17 protein-coding genes are annotated in these 22,586 nt (G+C 48.7%); 15 read left to right on the top strand and 2 right to left on the bottom strand.

Translation table 11 applies throughout. From position 1 onward, the window contains the following. The first annotated feature begins 72 nt into the window (after window positions 1-72). The 5 genes from BUB59_RS12680 (at window position 73) to BUB59_RS12700 (ending at window position 5,590) form a co-directional block, all read left to right on the top strand. Window positions 73-1,062: a hypothetical protein gene (locus BUB59_RS12680; protein WP_143160388.1), complete on the top strand. Its 990-nt coding sequence runs from the start codon at window positions 73-75 to the stop codon at window positions 1,060-1,062. A gap of 87 nt (window positions 1,063-1,149) precedes the next feature. Further along, entirely contained in the window at window positions 1,150-2,742 is a 1,593-nt protein-coding gene (locus tag BUB59_RS12685; RefSeq protein ID WP_073230555.1) for a carbohydrate-binding protein, read from the top strand. A gap of 204 nt (window positions 2,743-2,946) precedes the next feature. After that, on the top strand, window positions 2,947-4,620 hold the full coding sequence (locus tag BUB59_RS15415; protein WP_073230557.1) for a carbohydrate-binding protein: 1,674 nt from the start codon (window positions 2,947-2,949) through the stop codon (window positions 4,618-4,620). A 74-nt stretch (window positions 4,621-4,694) separates the two neighbouring features. After that, window positions 4,695-5,030, top strand: coding sequence for a hypothetical protein (locus BUB59_RS12695; RefSeq protein ID WP_143160389.1), 336 nt, complete (start codon window positions 4,695-4,697; stop codon window positions 5,028-5,030). 113 nt (window positions 5,031-5,143) lie between these two features. Continuing rightward, window positions 5,144-5,590, top strand: coding sequence for a hypothetical protein (locus tag BUB59_RS12700; RefSeq protein ID WP_143160390.1), 447 nt, complete (start codon window positions 5,144-5,146; stop codon window positions 5,588-5,590). 81 nt (window positions 5,591-5,671) lie between these two features. On the opposite strand, the gene folD is transcribed toward BUB59_RS12700, so the two are convergent. After that, window positions 5,672-6,514, bottom strand: a complete 843-nt coding sequence (folD, locus tag BUB59_RS12705) for a bifunctional methylenetetrahydrofolate dehydrogenase/methenyltetrahydrofolate cyclohydrolase FolD (protein WP_073230564.1) — start codon at window positions 6,512-6,514, stop codon at window positions 5,672-5,674. Between the two features lie 191 nt (window positions 6,515-6,705). After that, on the bottom strand, window positions 6,706-6,924 hold the full coding sequence (locus BUB59_RS12710) for a hypothetical protein (protein WP_143160391.1): 219 nt from the start codon (window positions 6,922-6,924) through the stop codon (window positions 6,706-6,708). Between the two features lie 287 nt (window positions 6,925-7,211). Here BUB59_RS12710 and BUB59_RS12720 point away from each other — a divergent pair, with 287 nt between their 5' ends. The 10 genes from BUB59_RS12720 to BUB59_RS12765 form a co-directional block, all read left to right on the top strand. Next, window positions 7,212-8,171: an FKBP-type peptidyl-prolyl cis-trans isomerase gene (locus BUB59_RS12720; RefSeq protein WP_073230571.1), complete on the top strand. Its 960-nt coding sequence runs from the start codon at window positions 7,212-7,214 to the stop codon at window positions 8,169-8,171. 93 nt (window positions 8,172-8,264) lie between these two features. Then, window positions 8,265-9,104, top strand: coding sequence for a hypothetical protein (locus BUB59_RS12725; RefSeq protein ID WP_073230573.1), 840 nt, complete (start codon window positions 8,265-8,267; stop codon window positions 9,102-9,104). A gap of 380 nt (window positions 9,105-9,484) precedes the next feature. Then, window positions 9,485-10,837, top strand: coding sequence for an amino-acid N-acetyltransferase (gene argA, locus BUB59_RS12730; RefSeq protein WP_073230575.1), 1,353 nt, complete (start codon window positions 9,485-9,487; stop codon window positions 10,835-10,837). A gap of 68 nt (window positions 10,838-10,905) precedes the next feature. Beyond that, the gene (locus BUB59_RS12735) at window positions 10,906-13,620 is read left to right on the top strand and encodes a fibrobacter succinogenes major paralogous domain-containing protein (protein WP_073230577.1); all 2,715 of its coding nucleotides are present in this window, start codon (window positions 10,906-10,908) and stop codon (window positions 13,618-13,620) included. 57 nt (window positions 13,621-13,677) lie between these two features. Further along, window positions 13,678-16,449: a hypothetical protein gene (locus tag BUB59_RS12740; RefSeq protein ID WP_073230579.1), complete on the top strand. Its 2,772-nt coding sequence runs from the start codon at window positions 13,678-13,680 to the stop codon at window positions 16,447-16,449. Window positions 16,450-16,580: 131 nt separating this feature from the next. Continuing rightward, complete coding sequence (gene folE / locus BUB59_RS12745; RefSeq protein WP_073230581.1) at window positions 16,581-17,150, top strand: GTP cyclohydrolase I FolE; 570 nt, start codon at window positions 16,581-16,583, stop codon at window positions 17,148-17,150. Between the two features lie 221 nt (window positions 17,151-17,371). Next, the gene (locus BUB59_RS12750; protein WP_073230583.1) at window positions 17,372-18,634 is read left to right on the top strand and encodes a poly(ethylene terephthalate) hydrolase family protein; all 1,263 of its coding nucleotides are present in this window, start codon (window positions 17,372-17,374) and stop codon (window positions 18,632-18,634) included. Window positions 18,635-19,019: 385 nt separating this feature from the next. Further along, entirely contained in the window at window positions 19,020-20,249 is a 1,230-nt protein-coding gene (gene glgA / locus BUB59_RS12755; RefSeq protein ID WP_073230585.1) for a glycogen synthase, read from the top strand. Between the two features lie 131 nt (window positions 20,250-20,380). After that, window positions 20,381-22,366, top strand: coding sequence for a PEGA domain-containing protein (locus tag BUB59_RS12760; RefSeq protein ID WP_159433378.1), 1,986 nt, complete (start codon window positions 20,381-20,383; stop codon window positions 22,364-22,366). 11 nt (window positions 22,367-22,377) lie between these two features. Next, on the top strand, window positions 22,378-22,586 hold a 209-nt coding region (locus BUB59_RS12765; RefSeq protein ID WP_143160392.1), incomplete at its 3' end, for a hypothetical protein.

Below are 22,586 nucleotides of genomic sequence, written 5' to 3' on the forward strand. Positions count from 1 at the left end.
CCGCAATCGGTATAGTTACGTATTTTATAAGACGGCTCGCTTCGGCGGGCCGTTTTAGTGTATATTCAGGATATGAGTGAATTGGTTAACAGTGTTTCGGGTGCCTATCGTCGCATCTTTGTCCTGGGGTCTGGCTTTAGCAAGTCCTTCATGCCCCAGATGCCTACGCTTCGGGATATTAACGAACTGATCCCGTATGGCATTCCCGACGAGTTTCCCCACATTAAGGAATACTGCCTGAAGTTTCTGGAACTGTGCAACGGCCAGCGGGAGTATCTGGGGATTGAGTCGTTGGCTACTTCCATCTTGTCTGCCCGCATTTTCCCGGGGGAACGGGAACGTCTTTACCATGCCACACTCCGTTTCGAGCTGTTGCGTTTTATCGCCAGCGTCATCCGTCACGAAGAAGGCCTGTCCGATGATGCGGCTCGGGTCATGCGCAGGTTTATCAAGTCCTGCGTCAATTGTCCGTCTGACGACCGCCGTAACACTTTGCTGCTCAGTTTCAATTACGATACCTTGATTGAATCTTCCATTGCTAGCGATCCGGAACTGCGGAATAGTATCTCTGTGGATTATGGGGTTCGTATTGATCGTGCGGACCGTTCCGCCTGTCAGGAAACTTTGCAACAGACCATTAATTTGTTAAAGATTCATGGTTCTCTGAACTGGTTCCCTATTAAGGGCGTTTCCGACGAGTTGGATCTGAAGAATGTTTGTCAGGTGGAGCCGGGTGACCGCAGTTTCCCCATCTATTGTGAGGATACGCCTATCTACATCCCCATGGCTCATGCCAAAGAAAGCTTTCTTCGGGGTAGCCTGTTCAATGTTTTGTGGAGTAAGGCGGATTATTACCTGAAAAATGCCGAGGAAATTTACTTCATCGGGTATGGTTTCCCGAAATCCGACGTAAATAACCTGGAATTCCTGCTGAAACATCGGGAAAGATTCAAAAAAGTGGTTGTTTTTGAACAAAAAGGCCATCCGGACTTGGAACGCCTGGAAAATCTTTTGGGGAAAGACCTGATAAAGTCCATGGATGCTAAAAAATTCTTTACGTAGTCGTTGTAAATTTGTCCATAATATGTTGCTGACTGCGTGACTGCCTCTCCCTAAAAAACTTATTTATAGGATAGAGGTGTATGTAGCATGAAAAAAACAAACTCTAGAAAGTTTGCCGCTGCTTTTGCTATGGCAGCCGCTTGTTCTTTTGCCTGGGCCGGTCCCATTTCCACGGTTGCCTGGAACGGCCACGATGGCGCAGTTTCCTTTACTTTTGATGACGGCTATAACCAGCTGGATAAGATTAGCAGTTACCTCAATTCCAATTCGGATGTGAAGGTGACTTTCTTTATTACCGGTGCCATGGGCGCTGGCGGTGGTGATATGAGCGGCTATGTAAATATGGCCAAGAACGGTCACGAAATTGGTAACCACTCCAAGAGCCATAAGAACATGACCGAGGGTGTTGACTTGACTTCGGAAACCAGCGGCTGGAAGTCCAGCCTGCTTTCCAAGGGCGCTCCCGAAGTTTACACTTTTGCAACTCCTTACTGTGCTAGCAATAATAATGTTGCCAACGCCATTAGTAAGGATCATATTGCCAACCGTAACTGCGCCGGTGCTAAATATTATGGCTGGAGCACCGAACCCGCCTGGATGGATATTAGCTCCAATTGTTATACCCAGGGGGGCTCTAGCACTAGTAATGCCAAGAACAACATGGCCTCTGCCAAGAATCAGAAGAGCTGGACGGTTCAGCTGAATCATGGTGTGGGTGTTACCGACACTTACGGCATTGCTGTCAACGACATGACTGCCATTATGGACGAGGCCAAAAAGCAGGGCTTGTGGATTGCTCCCTTTGGTGTGGTGGCTGCCTACTATCGCGCTCACTTTGCTATTGACAAGGCCGAAGCGAGCAATACTTCCGATGGCTTCAAGGTGACTTGGACTTCTCCTCATTCCGCCATGCCCAAGTCCGTTCCCCTTCGCGTGAATATCAAGAACATCTCCGGCAGAACCGTTTCCCAGAAGGGCAAGGTCATCCAGCCTAATTCCGATGGCACTTACACCATCGAATTCATGGCTCTGGAATTGAACGTTACCGGCGAACCTCCCGAAGTAAAGCCTTTCAAGGGTGCCATTGAAATTCCGGGTACAGTGGAAGGTGAAAATTATGATACCTACGCTTATGAACATGCCAATAGCGGTAGCGATACCACCGGCTATCGCACGGATGACGCTGGCATCGTGAAGGCAGGCGCAGGTTATGCTGTGGGCTATACCACTACTGGCGACTACTTCGAGTATACTCTAAACGTAAAGACCGCTGGCAAGTACAAGGTTTCTGTCAATGGCGCTACCGGCAATAATTCCGATGGTACCGTTACCGTTTCCGTGGGATCCCAGAAGGTGGACGTCGCAGTTGCCGCCAAGGGTGACTGGAATACTTATTCCGAAGTCGAAGGGGACGAAATGGAGCTGGCTGCCGGTAAGCAGACTCTTCGCCTTACCATCAATAACGACAACCTGAACGTGGACTGGATCAAGTTTACGAGTGCCACCGCTGAACCGAATCCTGGTACCGATGGCATTCAAAAGGCTGTTCAACTGGATGTGAGTGCTAAAAATCGCAAGCTCTTTGACCTGAACGGCAATCTGATCAAGTCCGGGAACGTTCCTGCTGGTGTTTACATCATGCGGGATGGCCAGGGCAAGTCCATCCGTATTCGCAAATAAGATCTTCTCTCTCTCTCTATGAAAGACTCTCGGGATGTGCTTCCGAGAGTTTTTTGTACAAATTGGCGAAATTTGCTCAAAAACGCCAATCGTTGTAATCCCTTACAACACTATATAGGGGTCTATATTCCAAAATGGAATGAAAAAAATCTAATTCTACAATTAAGGAGACTTATCCTTAGAAAAATGGGATGAGATGTGTTTATGAATAAGAAATTTTTGATCGGTGCAGCCGTGGTTGCTTTGGGCGTATCCGCTGCTTCTTCTCAGGAAATTGGTACTTGGGCAGGCTTCCGCACTGCTGCTGTCAGCTTCACATTTGACGATGGCGCTCCCAGTCAGGTCTCTGATGCGGCCCCTGTGTTCGACAAGTACGGTTACAAGGGTACTTTTAACCTGGTAACAGGCTGGAATCCCAACTGGAGCGGTTTCCAGGGCATGGCCGATACCGGTCACGAAATCGCAAGCCATAGCGACTCTCATGGTCAGAACATGTCTGGTGAAGAAGCTTCCTCCAAGAAGAACATTGAAGGCAAGATCAAGCAGAAATACGGCGTCGTGACTGTCGCTTACCCCAACTGCAACGTCCCCAATGCTTCTGCTGTCAAGAGCAACTATGTGGTGGGTCGTATCTGTAACGGTTCCTGGCAGAGTGTTCCCGATGTGATGGACAAGAATGGTCCTTCCGACTGGACTAAGGTTCCGTCCCTGATGACTGGTTCTACTGGCATCAACACTACCGACGCCTATAAGAACCAGATGAATTCCGCTATCCAGAAGGGCGGTTGGGTCGCATTCTTGACTCACGGCTTCGAAGGCAAGAACAACGGTTCCGCAACCTATTCTCCCACAAACCTCGACGCTATGGAAGGCGCCTTGAAGTGGGCCAAGGAAAATGATTCCAAGGTCTGGGTTGCCCCCATGGGTTTTGTAGGCATGTATATCAAGGAACGTAATGCAGCAAAGATTGCAGAAAAGTCTTCTTCTGGATCCAGCATCACGTACACCTTGACTCATAGCATCGCTGACAATATTTCCAAGTACGATTATCCTCTGTCTATCCGCGTAAAGAGCAGCTGGTCCAAGGTTTCCGCTACTCAGGGTGGCAAGGCCATTGACGCTTCCATCAAGGATGGCTACATCTACTTTGACGCAGTCCCCAATGGTGGCGATATCGTTCTTTCCTCTGATGGCGCAGCTGTTGGTCCCACTCCTACCAGTTCTTCTTCCAACGGTGGCTCCACTCCCGCTTCTAGCGCTTCTACTTCTAGCCCCTTCAAGGGTGCTATCGCAGTACCGGGTACTGTTGAAGCAGAAAACTATGACGTGAATGGCTATTCTCATTCTCAGACGGATAATGATGCTACCGGTTATCGCACTGATGACGCTGGCATCGTGAAGGCTGGTGCAGGTTATGCTGCTGGCTACACCTCTGCAGGCGACTACTATGAATACACCATCGATGTGAAGACTGCTGGCAAGTACAAGGTCACCGTGAATGGTGCTACCGGTAACGCTGCTGATGGTTCCGTGACTATTGCTGTGGGCTCCAGCACTCTGGATGCCACCATCAAGGCAAATGGCGACTGGAATACTTACACCGAAGTTGAAGCTGGCGAAATCACTCTGGCAGCAGGCAAGCAGACTCTGCGTCTCACCATCGGTAACGACAACCTGAATGTGGACTGGATCAAGCTGGAAAACGGCGCTGCAGCTCCTGATGGAATCCACAAGGCTATTCGTCTGGATGTAAGTGCTCAAGAACGTCAGCTGTTCGACATGAACGGTAATCTGGTCAAGTATGAAACTGCTCCTGCAGGTGTTTACATCATGCGCAATGGTCAGGGCAAGTCCATGCAGGTCCGCATTCGCAAATAAATCTCTCTCTACATCCTCCTATGTACCAGCTCCCAGGACAATGCCTCGGGAGCATTTTTCTATCTTTACGCACAATGGGATGCATTTCAAAAACTCGTGTAGTGTTTTTCCTGCTGGTCTTTGCCGCGGGCTCTTTTGCCCAGCTCATGTCTGCCAAGAAGACTGTGTCTGATTCAGTCAAGCTTCAGGAGGATAAGCCTCTGGTTCTTGCAGCGGATTCGCTCCCTGCCAATATCCAGGCGCTGGACGACTCCATCAGTACTGTTAATGCGGCGCCTACTCTGGAAGAAACCGCCAAAAGTGCCGTAATCAATAAGGGTATTGAGTTCGTGAGTCAGACTCTGAAGAATTCCCTCTCGCCTAACTCCGCCGAGGCAGACGCCGCCGAAAAAGCCCTGGAATACAAATAGTTTCGCATTTTTCTTGCAGGACTTGTTATCAAAAAATCATTTTTTGTATTTTACGCTGAAGGTGTGATTTTACACCTTTTTTGAGGGTTAAATATCTATAGGGAGGTTTGGCTATGAAAAAGATCTTGATGATGTTGTTAGGGGTGGCAAGCTTTTGCTGTGCCCAGCTGATGCCGGCAAAGTCAGCGTCAAAGCCCATGACGTCAGAAGACTCCTTGAAGGCTCTTAAAATTCATGCTCCTGTAGATTATAGTATTCCTGTAGATCCGTCTGTGACAGACGCGGATACACCGCGAAATGCCGATGGAAATCAGTACTACAGGCGTCCCCGTGCGAAGAAATCCAGTAGCGCTGCTGTAACCGCATTGAAAGTGGCTGCAACCTGGACGGGCTTTATAGCAGGAAACATTGCCACAGGGGCAATTACGGAGTCGCAGGGTCATGTGTCTGATGCTATGTATCGCTTTACCGAATTCCTGGTGGATGGTGTGGTGGATGCGGTAACGGGCGAAAGTTCTTTGGAAACTCCTGCGGAAGTTTCTGCGGCGGAGCAGAAATAAGGGTGAACGAGTTCTCTCTTGAAAATGAAAAAACTCGACGCTTTAGGCGCCGAGTTTTTTTATAGCTGATGCTAATCGGTATTAACCGAGGATGTAAGCTTCACCAGATTCAACGCTCTGGTAGATCAGGGTGTTGATGGTCATGGGGCCAACGCCGCCCGGAACCGGGGTGTATGCGCTGGAAACTTCTTCCATGCCCTTTTCGCAGTCGCCGACGCCACCCGGATGGTAACCGGCGTCAACCACGACGGCGCCTTGCTTGATCCATTCCTTCTTGATGAATTCCGGCTTGCCGACAGCGCCAACGACGATGTCTGCCTGCTTCACCAGTTCGGGAACGTTAGGAGTCTTGGAGTGGCAAATGGTAACGGTGCAGTTGGCGTTCAACAGCATCATAGCCATGGGCTTGCCGAGAATTGCGGAGCGACCCACAACCACAGCGTGCTTGCCGGAAAGTTCCACATTGTAAGCCTTCAGGAGGCGCATGATGCCCTGGGGGGTAGCGCAGCCATAGGCCTTTTCGCCCATGGACATACGGCCAAAGCCCAGGCAGGTCACGCCATCCACGTCCTTACGGGCGTCGATAGCTTCGAAAGCGGCGCGTTCGTCGATCTGACGGGGAACCGGGTGCTGCAGCAGAATGCCGTGCACGTCGGGATTGTTGTTCAATTCCTGGATCTTGGCCAACAGCTGTTCGGTAGTGGTGTCCTGGGGCATGATCACCTTGATGCTGTCCATGCCAACGCGAGCGCAGGCGTTGCCCTTCATCTTCACGTAGGTTGCAGATGCGGGATCGTCGCCAACGAGGATGGTGGCGAGAATGGGGGTCTTGCCGGTCTTTTCCTTAAGCTTAGCGACGCGTGCGCTGAGTTCTTCTTCGGTGGTCTTGGCAAGTGCCTTGCCGTCCAAAACGAGAGCTGCCATATTGGTCTCCAGGTTGATTTTTATAGCCCAAATTTACAAATAAGGCCTGCGGTTTTAAATGGTGTATTGAAAATAAAAGAATGGGCGCTTGTATGGCGGGCATAAAAAAATCCGCCCTTTTACAAAAGGCGGCTTCTTTTCAAAAGTTGAATAGTATTGCGGGCGAACCCGCGGCTGCTTGGCCAAAGGAATTAGAAGATTTCCTTGATAGCCGGGGCGATGCTGCAAATCAGAACCCAGGGGTAGGAAAGGCTTCCCTTGAGCCAACCGGTCTTGGGGGCGGCCTTTACGATTACGTCGTTGTCACCCTTGATGGACTGGCTGAGGCTTGCCTTCAGGCTGTTCAGATCGCTATCGAACTTTTCCTTGTTGGCGGTCGCTTCTGCAACGATGTTCATGAAGTGGTTCATTGTTTTTCTCCCTTTTCTCTTTCTTGAGCCCAAAGTTAATAACTTTTGTTTACAAATCAAAGGGCAATTTGGCTATTTCTTACAAAAACCTTATTTTCTGCGAAAATGGATAAAATTGCCGTTTTTTGAAGAAAATCGGCGATTTTTGTTGCGTGAACTTGTTTTTGTGGCGTTTTTTCGCTATTTTGAGGGGGTAAAATGGGCCTTTGGAGCACTAAAAAGTGTTCTCTATCCGTTCCTTTTGACTTGAAAAACCTATTTTAGGGGCAAAAAATTGACCCCGAAGGATGAAAAAGAAGGTTATTAATATGACAGTCAAGCAGTTAGCGTTGTTTTCCACCGTCGCATTGTGCGGCTCCCTGGTCGCTTGCAGCGGCTCTCCCAAGCCGGCAGTAGAACCTGCCGCTGCTCCCGCAGCACCTGCCGCTCCCGCCCGCGTGGTGGCCGATATGAACGATCCGGTGAACCGTTACAGCTACGCGCTGGGCATGGACCTGGGTAAGGCCGTATCTAATATCAATGTCCCGCTGAACATGAAACTGGTGATGGATGCCATTAGCGATCAAGTGGATTCCACCCGCCCGGCTCTCCTGACCGATTCCGTAGCGGAAGTTGCTCTGCAGGAACTTCTCCTGAAGATGCAGGCCAAGAAGGATGCGGATGCAAAGGCCGCCGCCCAGAAGACTCTGGATGAACAGGCTCAGTTCCTGGCTAAGAACATTATGGATACCACTGTGAAGGTGACTCCCAAGGGTGTGCAGTACAAGATCCTGAAGGATGCCGAAGGTATTTCTCCCAAGGCAGAAGACAAGGTGCTGGTACATTACGTTGGTGCCTTGCTGGACGGTACCGAATTTGATAATAGCGTCAAGCGCGGCGAACCGCTGGAATTCCCTGTAGGCGCTGTCATCGAAGGATGGCAGGACCTGCTTCAGGTCATGAAGGAAGGCCAGAAGGTTAAAGCCTGGATCCCCAGCGCTCTCGCTTACGGTGAAGAAGGCGTGTCCTCCATTATTCCTGGCAACTCCATGCTGGTTTTTGAAGTGGAACTGCTGAAGGTAAATGTGACCAATCCGGAACCTGCTCCTGCTGCCGAAGCGAAGCCTGCCGAAGTGCCCGCCGAAAAGCCTGCTGAAGGTGCTGCCGCAGCTCCTGCAACTGAACCCGCTCCCGCAGCCCAGCCCGCAAAGGCCGAAGCAAAGAAAACCGAGGCAAAGCCCTCAAAGTCCGACAGCAAAAAGAAGTGATTTAAGCTACGGCAAAATGCATTGTAAGGTGCTGCCCATGAGGGTGGCGCCTTTTTAGTTTATATTTAATTTCGTCAATAAAGAGGGTATGGAATGAGAAAGAATTTTTTTAAAATTGCCGCTGTTGGCGCATTTGTTTTTGCTGGTGTTCTTGCAGGTTGCGATTCTGGTTCGCCAAGTTCTGCGACGAATGAACCTTCCAGTTCTTCTGTGGCCGACGTAAAAACGATATATGTCACCGACACCATTTACCAGATTAAGACGGGAAGTGGCGATATTCAGGAATGGAATTCAAAGCGCTGTAATATTAAAGAGGATGGCGCCTTTACTTGTGGGGGAGAATGCTCTAATCGTGACTCCTATGCAGTAAGGATATGCTTTGATCCCGATACAGAACAGCAAATCGAATGTAGTGAACTGGTTTATATCAGGGATACGGTTTACGTAGAATTGAACTACGGTGATCATCCTTTGACGGATTATATTCCCTATGCGAAAGTCCCTGAATTCGATGGTGATTCTGTGAAAAAGCATTTTGCAGAATTTTCAAGAGCGGGCTGTGGTGTTTCCCAGAAATTTTCTTCAAACTATAGCCTAGAGGCGATTGGCCTTCCGGAAAAAAACATTTGGTACGAGGTTTGGGATTTTAGTGATCGTTATTATTCTGGAATCCGCAGTAATGATGGCAGCTGTTTGTTCTCTGCGCTTCTGACGGAAGTCGTTACTGTAACCAATCCAATTGTATGTGAGTCGAGTTTACCTGAATCCTTGATGAGAAAAACCTATAAACTGGTGGATACTTCCGCTGGGTTTCTTACCGCCGATACCACCATCCAGTGGAAGTTGGTTTACAAGGACCAGTACGGCCGTGGCGATACCTTGGATATGACCACCCATCTTACAATTCCCGAATATGGGGGTCCCCATTTGTAATCGAATTTTTTGGAGGCGGATGGTCGTGTGCTGCGGCTCGTTGCTACAACATGAAGAGATTACGGTTTAAATAGTCTGAATGCTTGTTTTAGACCGTAGTGGCTTGCCAACTTAACTTTCAACTACGGTAGAAATTGGAAAAATTCCGCAATTCAACCGTAAAAAACACCGCTATCGTTATGGCTTGGGTGCTTTTTTCCTCTGGAAACGGCTGGATTACAGCGTAAAACGGGGGAAAAGCGGAATTACTACGGTCGATAATTGAGAAAGTACTGGTTTGGACCGTAGCTCCTTAAAAAGTCTCCTGTCACTACTTTCTGACCCCGATTTTCTATTCCCTATCCCCTATCTCCTATCCCCTTTTTCCTATCTTTCCCTACATGAACCCAAATGATTTTACCTCCCAGCATTTTGAAGTTGCAGGTTTCATTCGCGAAGTGTTCGGCTATATGGAACGCTTCAAGGGCCAGCTGTTTGTCCTGAAAATCGAAGACGACCTGATGAGTCACCCGCTTTTCCCGGTGCTCATGCGAGATATTGGACTTCTCCATAAGTCCGGCATTAAAATCATTATCGTGCCCGGAACCCGCAATTCCATTGACGCCCAGCTGAAGGCTTGGGGCTTGGAATCTAAGTTCCATAACGGTGTCCGCTTGACTTGCGAAGAGGCCCTGCCCCATGTGGAACAGGCCTCCCTGGGGGCTGCCCAGCATATCATGAGTCACTTGACGGCAAGCGGCCTCCGTGGTATTCAGGGTAACTGGATTTTGGCCCGCAGCATGGGTGTGGTGAACGGTGTGGACTATATGCGCACCGGCCGCATCGAACGTATCCAGAAGGATATTCTGGAACAGCTGCTGGATGAGAATTTCGTGCCTATCATTCCGCCTATCGGCTGGAACAAGATTGGTCACGCTTACAATATTAGCTCTACGGAACTGGCCACCGAACTTTGCAAGTACCTGAAGGTGGGCAAGCTGTTCTTCATCGGTAACCAGGATGGTATTAAGCTGCAAGGTCTTGTGACTGGCAAGAACACCAAGTATCTGGAACCTACCGACAACGGCCTTATTTCCGCTATGGATGTGGACCAGGCCCAGGAACTTCTGGAATTGAATTCTGATTCCTTGAACTTCGCCCAGATGGACTACTTGCTGAATGCTATTCACGCTTGCAAGGCTGGCGCAAATCGTGTCCACTTGCTTAGTGGTGAATTCCAGGGAAGCTTGCTTCAGGAAGTGTTCTCCGCCCGCGGTGACGGTACCATGGTGTACGCCAACCAGTACTCCAGTATTCGTCCGGCAAACATGGAAGACATTCCCGATATTCTCCGCATTATGCAGGACTACATCGACAAGGGCTTCTTGGTCCCGAGAACTCAGGAAAGCATTTCCGAAAAGCTCAAGGACTACGTGGTGTATAACATCGATAACAGCATTCACGGCTGCGGCGCTCTTCATGAATTCGAAGACGGCATGGCGGAAGTTGCAGGTATCGCTGTGGGTGCCAACTACCGCAAGTCCGGTATCGGCGACGCTATCGTGCGTCACCTGATCGAAGTGGGCCGCATGAAGGGCTACAAGAAGTTGTTCCTGTTGACCACTCAGGCTCTAGACTGGTTCTATCACTTTGGTTTCGTGGACGGAACGGTGGAAGAACTGCCCAAGACCAAGCGCGACCATTACAACCATAGCCGCAAATCCCGCGTGCTGATGCTGCCTTTGGACAAGTAGCGTTTGTTTTTATTTACATGATATTGTATCTTTAACCCTATAGTCTTAGAGGCTAAAGGGTTAAGAGAATGTCTTATCGAAATTGGGTTACGTTTTTTTGTTTACTGGCTGTACTTTTCCTGCTGGGTTGTACCACTGATTCTGGCGAAGTTGTTGTCACCCGTCTGGACGCGTCAGGCGAACTGTTCTCGCCGGGCTGTGTAAAGTTTAAGGTTGATTTTCCCGCGGGTTTTAAAATCCTGAATGCACAGGTGGTTCGTCTGGATTACGACCTGAATTCGGTGGATACCGTCGGGGCCACCGTTGAAAAAGCCGATTTTGGGTTTTATTATGGCACAACGGATACGGTGGAATTCTATTCCCCTTACGTAAAGCTGTTGCTGCAAGTCTATGGAAATTCCGGTTCCCAGCAGATGGATTTTGAATACTACATGGACTTTGTCCGTCAGAACTCGGGTAAGCTTTTTATCAGAGGTACGGAGGTTCAGTTAAGTCTTGCCAAGGCGATGGCTACAGAGAGAGTGGAACGTTTCCTGAAGGAAGGTGTTCCTTTCAATGACGCCATTGATTCCGCCCATCAGATATTTGGCTCCGTCTTTAAGGAATACAATACGGTTCACGACGATATTCGATTCCTGTGCCGTTATGTACGTTACGATAGTCTGTTCTATCATGATCTGAAAGAGTTGAGGCGCGTCCTTGCCACTGCCGACCAGATTCCCGATTCCATCAGGATCCGTGCTGCGGATTTCTATATGGATATAGCAGATACTTTGGTGAGAACGGATAATTACAATCTTTGGTACCTCTACTCTCCTGCACTGAATTCAATGGCCGATGCTTTCGGCTTGGATTCCTGCGTTCAGGACAGTATTGTCCTGCAAGATACCATTCGGGATTCCCTAAGTAGATATATGGATGAACCTGTAGTATGTGCCTATTCAGTTGGTCGCTATGCTTGGCGTACGTTGACGGATATGGAAAAGTCCATTGGCTATTGTGGTCGTCAGTCCGTATATGGAATCTATGAGGAACAGCTTTACTCTTGCAATATCATGAATCATGCCTGGGAAGTTTCTTCGGATACCATCAAGTATGGCCGTATACTGATGAATGAACTTGTCAGTTCGAAGTATGGAATCTGCGGTGTGGAGGTTCCTAGAGAGAGACTGCGCTACTATGGTGATTCCCTATATATCTGTTCCTGGAGTAAGGAAGGACTGGGGAACATCTGGACCACGGGACCTGCTGAATATGATGATTATTATGGCAAGGGAATCAATGGCTGGGGCGAGATGCATTACGTCACTGACTTGAGCAAGGATGAAGCTCTGGCAGATGCCCGTGCCGCCTTGGAAAACGGAAACTGCGATAGTTCAAGGGCAGGCGAGAACGCTTTGGTGGATGGACAATACTTCCTGTGCGACAATCAGTATTGGAATGTTGTTGATGTGATTGATTACAATCTGGGCTTCTGCAACGAGGACCGCGACGGTTCCAAGGGCGTCATCCACTATGCCGATTCCAACGATTATCGAATCTGCGATGGAAACGAGTGGATTCCCTCTACTGTGGGCGCCTATTACGAAGAACGTTGTGACTCCACAAATAAATACGAGGCGGTGGAACACGACGGCCATCAGTATCTTTGCACGGGGTATGAATGGCGTGTTTTGGGAGAATCGGAAAAGGTGCCGCCCACCTACAAGGAACCCTGCGATGCCCATTTCCGTGGAAATGTGGTCTCCTATAATGATAGCCTGTATATCTGCGATGGCCACTGGCGCACTGCCTCTAGGGATGAAGTGCCTGCTCCAAATAGGGACGGTTATTTCTGTGCTCGTGATAATTGGTGGGACCTTGTGAAGTCGGAGGGAATCGTTTACGAGTGCTACAATTACGTCTGGCGGGAAGCTTCCGCCGAAAAGACTCTGGAGTATGAGTTTATTCATTCCTACAAGGGTTACTGCGATAATGGACTTAAGGGAACATCCCTTCTCTGGTGCGATACCTTGAAAAGGCTCTATGGCTGTATGAAGCAGGCGGATGGCGATAGCGTGCATTTGGGAGTGTACACTCTGAACTACGATGGGAGTACGGAGCTGGTTGCCGGTGGCGAATTCCTGGACGATTCCTTGTATCGTGTAGAGGTGGAGGGACTTACCTATGAGTTTTGCACTCAGTCTAACGGCTTCTGGAAAAGGCATCTGTTTACGACCAAGGCTTATGAGGGAGAGGCTGTCACCGCGAATTACAAGTACGATCCCTATGTAGAAGGCTCCAATATTTTCCTGCACAGTCGTCGCGGGGGCGATGACAGCGTGAAGGTTCGGGACATTGCCGACAAGAGCGAAAGTTTTGACGCTTTCTTCGCCGATTGGAAACTCCGTGTCCAGCAGGATCGTGACGGCGAGACCCGTGGGGACACTACAGGCGGAGCTCTTGCGTTCTGGAGTAACGAAAACTCCTATATGGATTATGAAACCGCCAAGGCGTTCTGCCCGGAAGGATATCATATTCCCGATACCTTGGAATGGAAAACCACTGCAAAACTGTCCCTACAGACTCTTTTGAGAGGTTATCGAAACGATTCTCCCATTGCAGAAAATGCCGGTGCCCGGCGACTTTATGATATTTTCTGGTCCAGTACCGAAAAGGATGCCGATACTCAGTATTGTTTCGAGCACGCCTATGATTACTTTGATAAGGAAGTTGTAAGACGCTTTGTGGAATGTCCCAAGGATTTGTATCCTATGGTCCAGGCGGAATGCGTAAAGGATTAACGTTTTATGGTTAGGAAAATCTTTTTAATTACGTGCTTATTATTCGGGCTGGCCTTTATGGGCTGCACCGATGTGGATGAAAAAGTTGTGGGGCGCTACGACGAAAATGGCGTGAGTTTTTCTCCAGCTGTTGTGAAAGGTGCTGTGGAATATATTCCCACCATGAAACCTTCTGGAGTGCGTCTGGTTTTCCTGAATGACAAACTGGACTCTATTGGTTATGAAGAATTGCCCGTGCAGGAAAAGGCCGTCATTTTTTATGGCTATATGGGTACAACCTTCCGTTATGGTTTTCAGTCCGAGGAAGTGGAATTGGAATCTCCTTACGTGAAGGTGGTTTCCATCTTTCCTATGGAAGGCTCTGATGAAACCATGGAATTTAGCCAGTATCTAAACGTGACTAGCGATGGTTACCACTACCAGTATTTGCTGGGGGCACTGTCTTTTTCTCGGGTGACGAAATTGGTAAAGGAAGAAGGCTACAAGCTGGACGATGCGGTTACCCTTGCGGAGGCGGAACTGGAAGCGGTTGTGGGTAAGGCCTATGCCAATAGCCTATATAAGAACCAGTTCGGTAATTCATCTTATCATCTGGGACCTTATTTCTATTGCCGCTATTTTGAATCGGATTCCACGTTCTATAGTGACTTCAAGGATTTTCAGAAACGTTATGAAAAGGGCGTCTTGCTGGATTCTGCTGCGAAGCTGCATTTAGCCGATGGAGCCCTCCGCTTTGAAGAACGGATCTCGGAATCAAGTGCCGGTAATAAACTGAACACCAGGGACTCCCTGATGGATCTCTATTCCTACAGTATTTACATGCCTCTGTGGGACGAAGTTTATGGAACGCAAATGTTTAACAATGGCGGCGCATTTGGAACTCTGGATTCCGTTAAGAATAAGAATAGCGAATATAATGGGAGGGCCTTTGTATACGACGGCCAAAAGAGTTCGTATTCTGCCTCTGGGTGGAACATGTGGCGCCTGGTCTCTTCCATGGAAGATACCTTGGGACTTTGCCTAAACGATAGCGTCTTGGTCCGTAGGCATAACGGTGAATATTATCTCTGTGCGAAAAATTCTTCCAGCTGGAAAGTGGAAACCAATAAGGATACCCTTCTAACGTCCATTTATGGCGCTTGCGATGCAATCATGAAAGGATGGACTCGTTATTTGGATGACACTCTGTACCTGTGCGTTTGTCCAGATGGAAAGTGCCAGTGGAAACAGGACGATGGCTCTGAAACCTTTTCGGATGAGGTCCAGAAATATGCGAATTCGACTTACCTGAATTTTTTAGCCTCCATGGAATTTGGCGCCTGTACCAAGGATTCCCTCATGAATAATCGAAAGGAAATTCTGGATGGACAGATGATCCGCTGTGTGGGTGGTAAATGGAAGGCTATTGATTCCTTGGAGTATTATGTGGGACGCTGTGGCAATGTCTATGACTATGTCATTGGGGATAAGACGGTAACTCCGGATTCGGTTTATCTAGAATGCCTGTCTACCGGTAAGTGGGATACCATTCCTGCTCCCGATTATTATGGCGATTCCTGCAAAAGTGGTAGTCACCATAGAGTAGTTTTTAGGGACAATCACTACTATATCTGTGAGGTTCAGTGCCCCGCTTGTATCTATAGTATTGGAACCTGGGAACTCTTGACGGAGGAGGGCACAATCCCGCCGGTCCTCAATATGGATCAGTGTGATACGAAGACCAATAATCGTCTGGTAGAATATGACAGTGTTTTCTATCGCTGTCTCGATGGCGACTGGAGTGTTGCTCCCGATAGTTTTATTACGCCACCTGTGCTGAAGGGACTTGTCTGTAACCTTGATGAAAATCTGGGTGAAGAAGTTAAGGTGGATACTTCTTACTATGTCTGCGATTCTAATTACTGGAAACCTCTTGCTGCCGAAATTTCAATCCTGCGCAAGTATGAGGATAAGTATGGTAAGTGTGATAGCATTACAGGTTCTACGCTTTACTACAGCGAAGATTTTGACGCACTTTATGGTTGTGTGGAAACGAACCTGTGGAGTAAAATCAGCTATTCAGAATCACCTCTGGAAGCTCCTGCCGGTGCTGCCCCTAAAAAGATTGCAGGGGGTGTCTATGAAAATGATTCTACCTACAAGGTGACCGTAGATGGTACGGATTATGTCTTCTACCATCAGGGAACAAAGCTTACGGTAAGTAAGGTGGATGTTGCCGGTACGACTTACGATGCGTATTTCTATGGCTCCAACTTGTTTATCCACAGCCAGCGTGGCCCAGGAATCTATTATCTCAATGCATTGAGAGCTGAGCAGAGTACTGAAAATTTTGATGAGAGTCTCTCCAGTGCTAGCTTTGTGGATTTTTATGACGCTTGGGCTGCACGCGTCACTCCGACCAATACTTGTACGTATTTCAGAGAATTATACGGGGAAAACCAAACGTATACGGCGGGACCTGGCATGGTTACTGTGCTCAGTAGGAATGAAGATACCTTTGTTTCCTGGGAAACTGCAAAGACATTCTGTCCTACAGGATTCCATGTCCCGGATTCGACAGAATTTACCGCCAGTGATTTTTTGGCTTACCCGACCATGAACACTATGGTTCGTAACGATAGCCCAATTTCGGAATCCTATCAAAAGAATGCCTGTGGCGGAACCTACAAACATTATTATACCCTGCTATGGACCAGTACCGAGAAGGATGAAAATACTCAATATTGCTACGAGTATGGATACAGCGGTCAGGCGGAAGTCGCTCGCCGTATTGTGGAATGTCCCAAGGACTTGTTCCCCATGGCTCAGGTCGTATGCGTGAAGGACTAACATCCTTTACGTCATCCTGAGCGAAGCGCATACGCCCCCTTTCACGTCATCCTGAGCGAAGCGCGTAGCGCGGAGTCGAAGGATCTTGCATTTTTTTCTAAATTGTGCGTCACAAAAACCAGAGGGCTTTTATGAACTTAAAGATGATGGAAGATGGCTTCAAGATGATTCTTGAAGGAATGGGCGAGGATGTGAACCGCGAAGGTTTGCAGGAAACTCCCAAGCGCGTTGCCAAGATGTACGCCGAAGTCATGAGCAGCCTTTCTGGTGACTTGAAGGCGGAAGATATTCTCAAGACCCGCTTCCACGAAAAGTACGACGAAATGATCGTGGTACCTAACATTCCCTTCGCCAGTATGTGCGAACACCACTTTCTGCCTTTTACGGGCAAGGCCCACATTGCCTACATTCCTGGGGATTGTGTGGTGGGGCTTTCCAAGATTCCTCGCGTTGTGGAATTCTATGCCCGCTTCCCCCAGATTCAGGAACGCATGACTCGCCAGATTGCGGAACTGATCCAGAAGGAATTGCAGCCCAAGGGCGTTGCTGTTGTGCTGGAAGCTAGCCACATGTGCATGACCATGCGTGGCATTAAAAAGCCCGGCGCCACCATGGTGACCACTCAGCTGCTGGGACGATTCAAGACGGACGAAAAGACCCGTGCGGAATTCCTGGCAAGTATTAACGATAGACTGCGTTAATCTATCTTCATAACGCAAAGGTCCACGTTTTATAACGTGGACTTTTTCTTTGTGGTAATGTAAATTACAAAACCTTGAAATCACGCGGATTTCGCCATTTTGTAAACATTCCCCGTTGACATTTTATCCACGAGAAGTTGTGTTCTGGTGTATTTTTACCCCTTAAAACAAGGTACTTTATAGACGTATGGGTGACAACGCGAACCAAAAAAGGAGTCCATATGAAATCTCAGTTCTTCAAGGGGATTGCTGTAAAGAGCCTTATCCTTGCAAGTGCATTGGCATTCGTCAACTGTGACGATTCTACTAGCCCTTCTACCAATGACGATCCTATCGTCGCCCCGGGTTCTTCTACCTCTGTAGACCCGACTGTTGATCCTGTTGTTGATCCGACTGTGGATCCTACCACCAATCCCGTAGCAAATTCTTCTGCAGCTGCTGCAGATCCTTCCCAGAATCCTGTTGTTGATCCGGTTGTCGGTTCTTCTGCTTCTGCTGATCCGACTGTGGGTCCTGCTGATCCTACCGCAACCTCTTCTTCTGCCGCAAATCCCGTTGTGGATCCCGTTGCAGCATCCAGCTCCGCAACTACTCCTGCTGCAACATCTAGCTCTGCAACTACTCCGGCTGTAGCCTCTAGCTCTAGCGTTGCTCCGGTTGCTTCTAGCTCTTCTGCCGCTCCTGTTCCGTCTTCTTCTTCTGTGGCTCCTGAAGCTCCGAAGGGTATCTACCTCTCTACTGATACGGACGAAAACAAGAACTACATGGAAGTGGAATACAAGACTAATACTGGCGCCGATGGCGGTGCAATTCTGTCTTATCCCAAGCGCATGTCTGACACCCAGAAGCACGGCATCGTGATCTGGGGCCCGGGTGGCGGTACTGCTCCTGGTGCATACGAAGGCATGATTCGTCGTCTTGCTTCTCATGGTTTCGTTGTGATTGCCTTGAGCAGCTCTCCTGGTGATGCTTCCAAGGCTATTCCTGCTCTTGACTGGCTGGAAAAGCAGGCCAAGGATTCTAACAGCCCGCTGTACAACAAGCTGGACTTCACCAAGGTTGGCGCGTCTGGTCACTCCATGGGTGGTCTGGAATCTGAACAGGTCCTCATTAAGGATAGCCGCGTGATTACTGCTGTCATGAACAACAGTGGTGACCTGGGTGGCGGTGCTGCTCAGTATGTACCTTCCGGCAAGTCCATCGCTCTTGTTTACGGCGAAGTGGGTTCTGAAGCTCCCAATGCCGAAAAGGATTACCAGAACAACGTGAAGGTTCCTGCCTGCTTGATTAAGATGGAAGGCAATAACTTCGGTCATGGTTCTGGTCCGTGGGATGGCATGGCACTCACCGTTTCCTGGATGCGTTGGCATCTGGGTGGCGAAGACTTCCGTAAGTCTCAGTTCGTGGGTTCCAATGGTGCCTATATTAACGGCTCCGTTCCGGGTACTCCTGGCCACTACAAGGGTCAGTGCAAGAATTTCTAATCCGTTAGAAAAAGTCTCTACATAACACACTCCAAGGATTCCCCGGCGAAGGTCGGGGAGTCTTTTTATATACCGCTCAGGCAGTACGTTGGGTTAAGAACCTACGATTTGCCTTCGCTCTCGCCTGCGACGACTTGTTGATACAAGTCGCCTTCGGCTCACGGTTATACCGCTCAGGCAGTACGTGTGGTTAAGAACCTACGATTTGCCTTCGCTCTCGCCTGCGACGACTTGTTAATACAAGTCGCCTCCGGCTCACGGATATACCGCTCGGGCTGTACGTGTGGTTAAGAACCTCTTGTTTTTTGCTTACTCGCGTTTTCAACGCTTTTTTGTTATATATTTGTGGTGTAGGGCGGTCGAATTACCGCCTCTGGAGACTATTATGAACGCAGCTATCCTTACTAATGAGTTCCCGCCGGAAATTTATGGTGGTGCAGGTATTCACGTTAAGTTCCTCTCTCAGGAACTGGCAAAGCTTTGCCATGTGGAAGCCCGCTGCTTTGGTCCGCAGGACGAAGATGAAAATAACATTCGTGCTATTGGCTTTAACCGCAAGTTGGGCCTCTCCCCGAAGGATGACCGCTTCCAGAAGATTTTCAAGCCCCTGGACATTAACCTGCAATGGGCTGCCTCTATGGATGACATCGATGTCATTCATTGCCACACCTGGTACAGCCACTTTGGCGGCGTTCTCGCTTCCCGCCTGTTGCAGTGCCCCTTGATTTTGACCACCCACTCTCTGGAGCCTCACCGCCCCTGGAAATCCGAACAGCTGGGTGATGGCGGCTACGCCATGAGCTGCTGGATTGAAAAGACCGCTTACGAAGCTGCCGACGGCGTTATCGCTGTGAGCCAGGGCATGAAGCGTGACGTGATGAAGCTTTATGGCGTTCCTGAAGATCGCGTGAAGGTCATCTACAACGGCATTGATCCGGATTTCTACCAGCCCACCTTCAGCGAAGCTATTCTCAAGAAGTGGGGCGTGGATCCCAGCAAGCCTTTCGTGCTGTTCGTTGGCCGCATTACCCGCCAGAAGGGCATTAGCCAGCTGATTCAGGCTATTCCCCAGATTGATGAAGGTGCCCAGGTGGTTCTCTGTGCTGGTGCTCCTGATACTCAGGAACTGGCAGACGAATGCCGCAACCTCATCGAAGAAGTCCAGAAGACCCGCGATGGCGTCATCTGGATTCAGGAAGCTGTTCCTCACGAAGAACTGCGTGTCCTTTACAGCCACGCTACCGTGTTTGCTACCCCCTCCCTTTACGAACCTTTCGGTATTATCAACCTGGAAGCCATGAGCTGTGGTACTCCTGTGGTGGGTAGCGCTGTGGGCGGCATCCCCGAAATCATCGTGGATGGAGAAACTGGCTTCCTGGTTCCCCTGAAGGCTGTTTCCGAAACTAACTTCGAACCTGCCGACCCCAAGGCTTTCCAGACGGATTTCGCTAACAAGCTGAATACCATTCTGGCAAATCCTGAAATGGCAAAGAAGATGGGCGAAGTGAGCCGTAAGCGCGCTATCGACGTCTTCAGCTGGAAGGCAATCGCTCAGCAGACCTACGACTTCTATCAGGAATGCATTGCTCGTTACAAGAAGGAAGGCAAGCGCTAATCTCAAAGGTTGGTGAGCTCGCCGAACCACGGCACTACAATATGGACTACAAAAAGAGCCTGCAGTAAAAAACTGTGGGCTCTTTTTCTGTAAAATAAAATTATCTTAAAATGAGAAGTGAGAATTTTAAGATGAATAAGTTCCTGTTTGTATTGTTGGTTTTTCTTTTCCCCATGGTGGTGTCGGCAACTCATGTTGCCGTGTTGGAAACTGTGGCCGCCAAGGAATCTCAGGTGAGTGTCCAGGAATGCCGTTACATGACGGATGAACTGCGCAACGCCGCCCTAAAAGTGCTCCCTGCCGAACAGAACTACACGATTATGACTCGAGAGAACATCTCCGTCATGTTGCCGCCCGGTACAAAAATCGAGGACTGTGAGGGGGAATGTCTCGCAGAAACGGGTCGTAAGATTGCCGCCGACTATGTGGTTCAGGCCCATATTGCTGTTTTCGGTGGACAGCTTTCCCTCACGGCGGAACTTTACGCAACCGCTTCCGGCAAACTGGTTGGCAGCTTTACGGGTCGTGGGGATAACGTGAATGCTCTGCTCCAGCTGATTCAGGAACAGTCCTACGAATTTTTCAAGAAGATTAAACAGAACGTGAGTGGATTTGGTGGCGGTTTTGGTTTCATACAGGACTATTCCGCCTTTGCGGTGGATAAGAAAAAGTCCTTTGTGATCAACGTGGTGACAGAACCTGCAGGTGCTGCCCTCAGTATTGATGGCCGTCCCATTTCCAAGTGTACCAGCACCCCCTGTAAGATTCAGGTGGAAGAAGGCGAACACCGTTTTTTGGTGGTGAAAGATCGCTATGAGGACGGTGGTGCTGCGGTAATAGTGTCTGAAAATGATCAGAAAGTTATCTTGAAATTGTCTCCTGCATTTGGGTTCTTGAAATTAGATCCTGCCTATCCAGATTTGATGGGTAATGATCGTGAATTAGAAATGCGAGTAGATGATTCTATTGTTTCAAGGAATGAAATGGAACTTGGACTTGGTATGCATAAGGTTCGCATAGATCATTCCTGCTATGATCCCATGGAATTTGAGGCGATGATCGTTAAGGATCAGCACTATGTATTTAACGGGGCATTGACTCGTGGAGTTAGTGGATTGTCGCTGAATGTTGAAAAAGATGGGGAGCCTGCCATTGTGTCCGTTTATGTGGATGGCGTGGAAGTGGGGCAGACTCCTTTTGTGGGAACAGTGCCCTTGTGTTCTAAAATTTCTGTAGGCGATTCTAGTCGTCAGGAAGTGTTGAGTATCCCTTTGGCATGGCATGAGACGATTGAGTATAAGCACGAAATGAAATCTGAACCCATTGTTTTAGTTTCTGCTCCAATTGAAGAAGACGATGTTGAAGAGGAATTGGTTCAAGTCAAAGAAGAGTTCAAAAATGCTTCGGCTGAAAAGGAAAGTGAAAATCCAGTACCGGAACAGCCACAAAACTCTTTAGGAACGTGGAATTTTGGAGTTCTTGCGGCTTTGTCCTACAACGACTTGTGGGGAAGTTTTCTCGGGTTGGATGAAATTGCTGGAGACTATGATGGGTACTCCATAAAGACGTCTAATGCAAAGGACTTGATGCAAAACTATTGGGCATTAGGCTTTAATATAGGGTTGTCGATCCTTTTTGCACCACACCCTTATTGGGGTGGCCACGTTGAAGTGGATGGTGCTTTACGTCGAGGTCGTGGTAGGACAAATATGGGCGTTTCCTTGACTTGGCACGATATTTCCTTACCGGAAGAGTATGATGATGTCAAAATTGATTTTTTTGAAACACAATGGAATGTTGATATTCCCGTGCTAGTAAGATTTACTATCCCAAATCTTGTATACCTTGAGGCGGGCCCTATGGTATCCTTCTGCTTGCATTCTAATTCGGAGATTGATATAGAAAGTAATTGGGGAGATTATACGTATAAGAATAAAAACTTTGCATCTGCGACGGAACTGGGTTTGATGTTTGCATTGGGCGTGACGAAGCAGGTTGGAATGAAGACAATGGATGTTAGTCTACGACTGATGACTGGATTGACGTCGTTGTATGATGAAGACGATTCTCCAAAGACGTTCCAAATGCAATTTAACGTTGCCTTCTGGCTGTTCTAAAAGAGGGGCAAATGATGAATACAAGAAATTTGCTGAAACATTTTTTTGTTGCCGTACTGTTGCTTTTCGTGCAGGGCGTATTTGCGGAGTTGTCTGAAGGGATTCCAGAAAAAGTCCTTTATGTGATGATTCCGCCGGACTACGAAGACTGGATGTCTTCAGTTCCCATGATCAGTATGGATGGCGGTAAGACTGGCCGTGCCTTGACTGCTGACCCGGA

The sequence above is a fragment of the Fibrobacter sp. UWEL genome (assembly GCF_900142535.1).
Taxonomy (GTDB): domain Bacteria; phylum Fibrobacterota; class Fibrobacteria; order Fibrobacterales; family Fibrobacteraceae; genus Fibrobacter.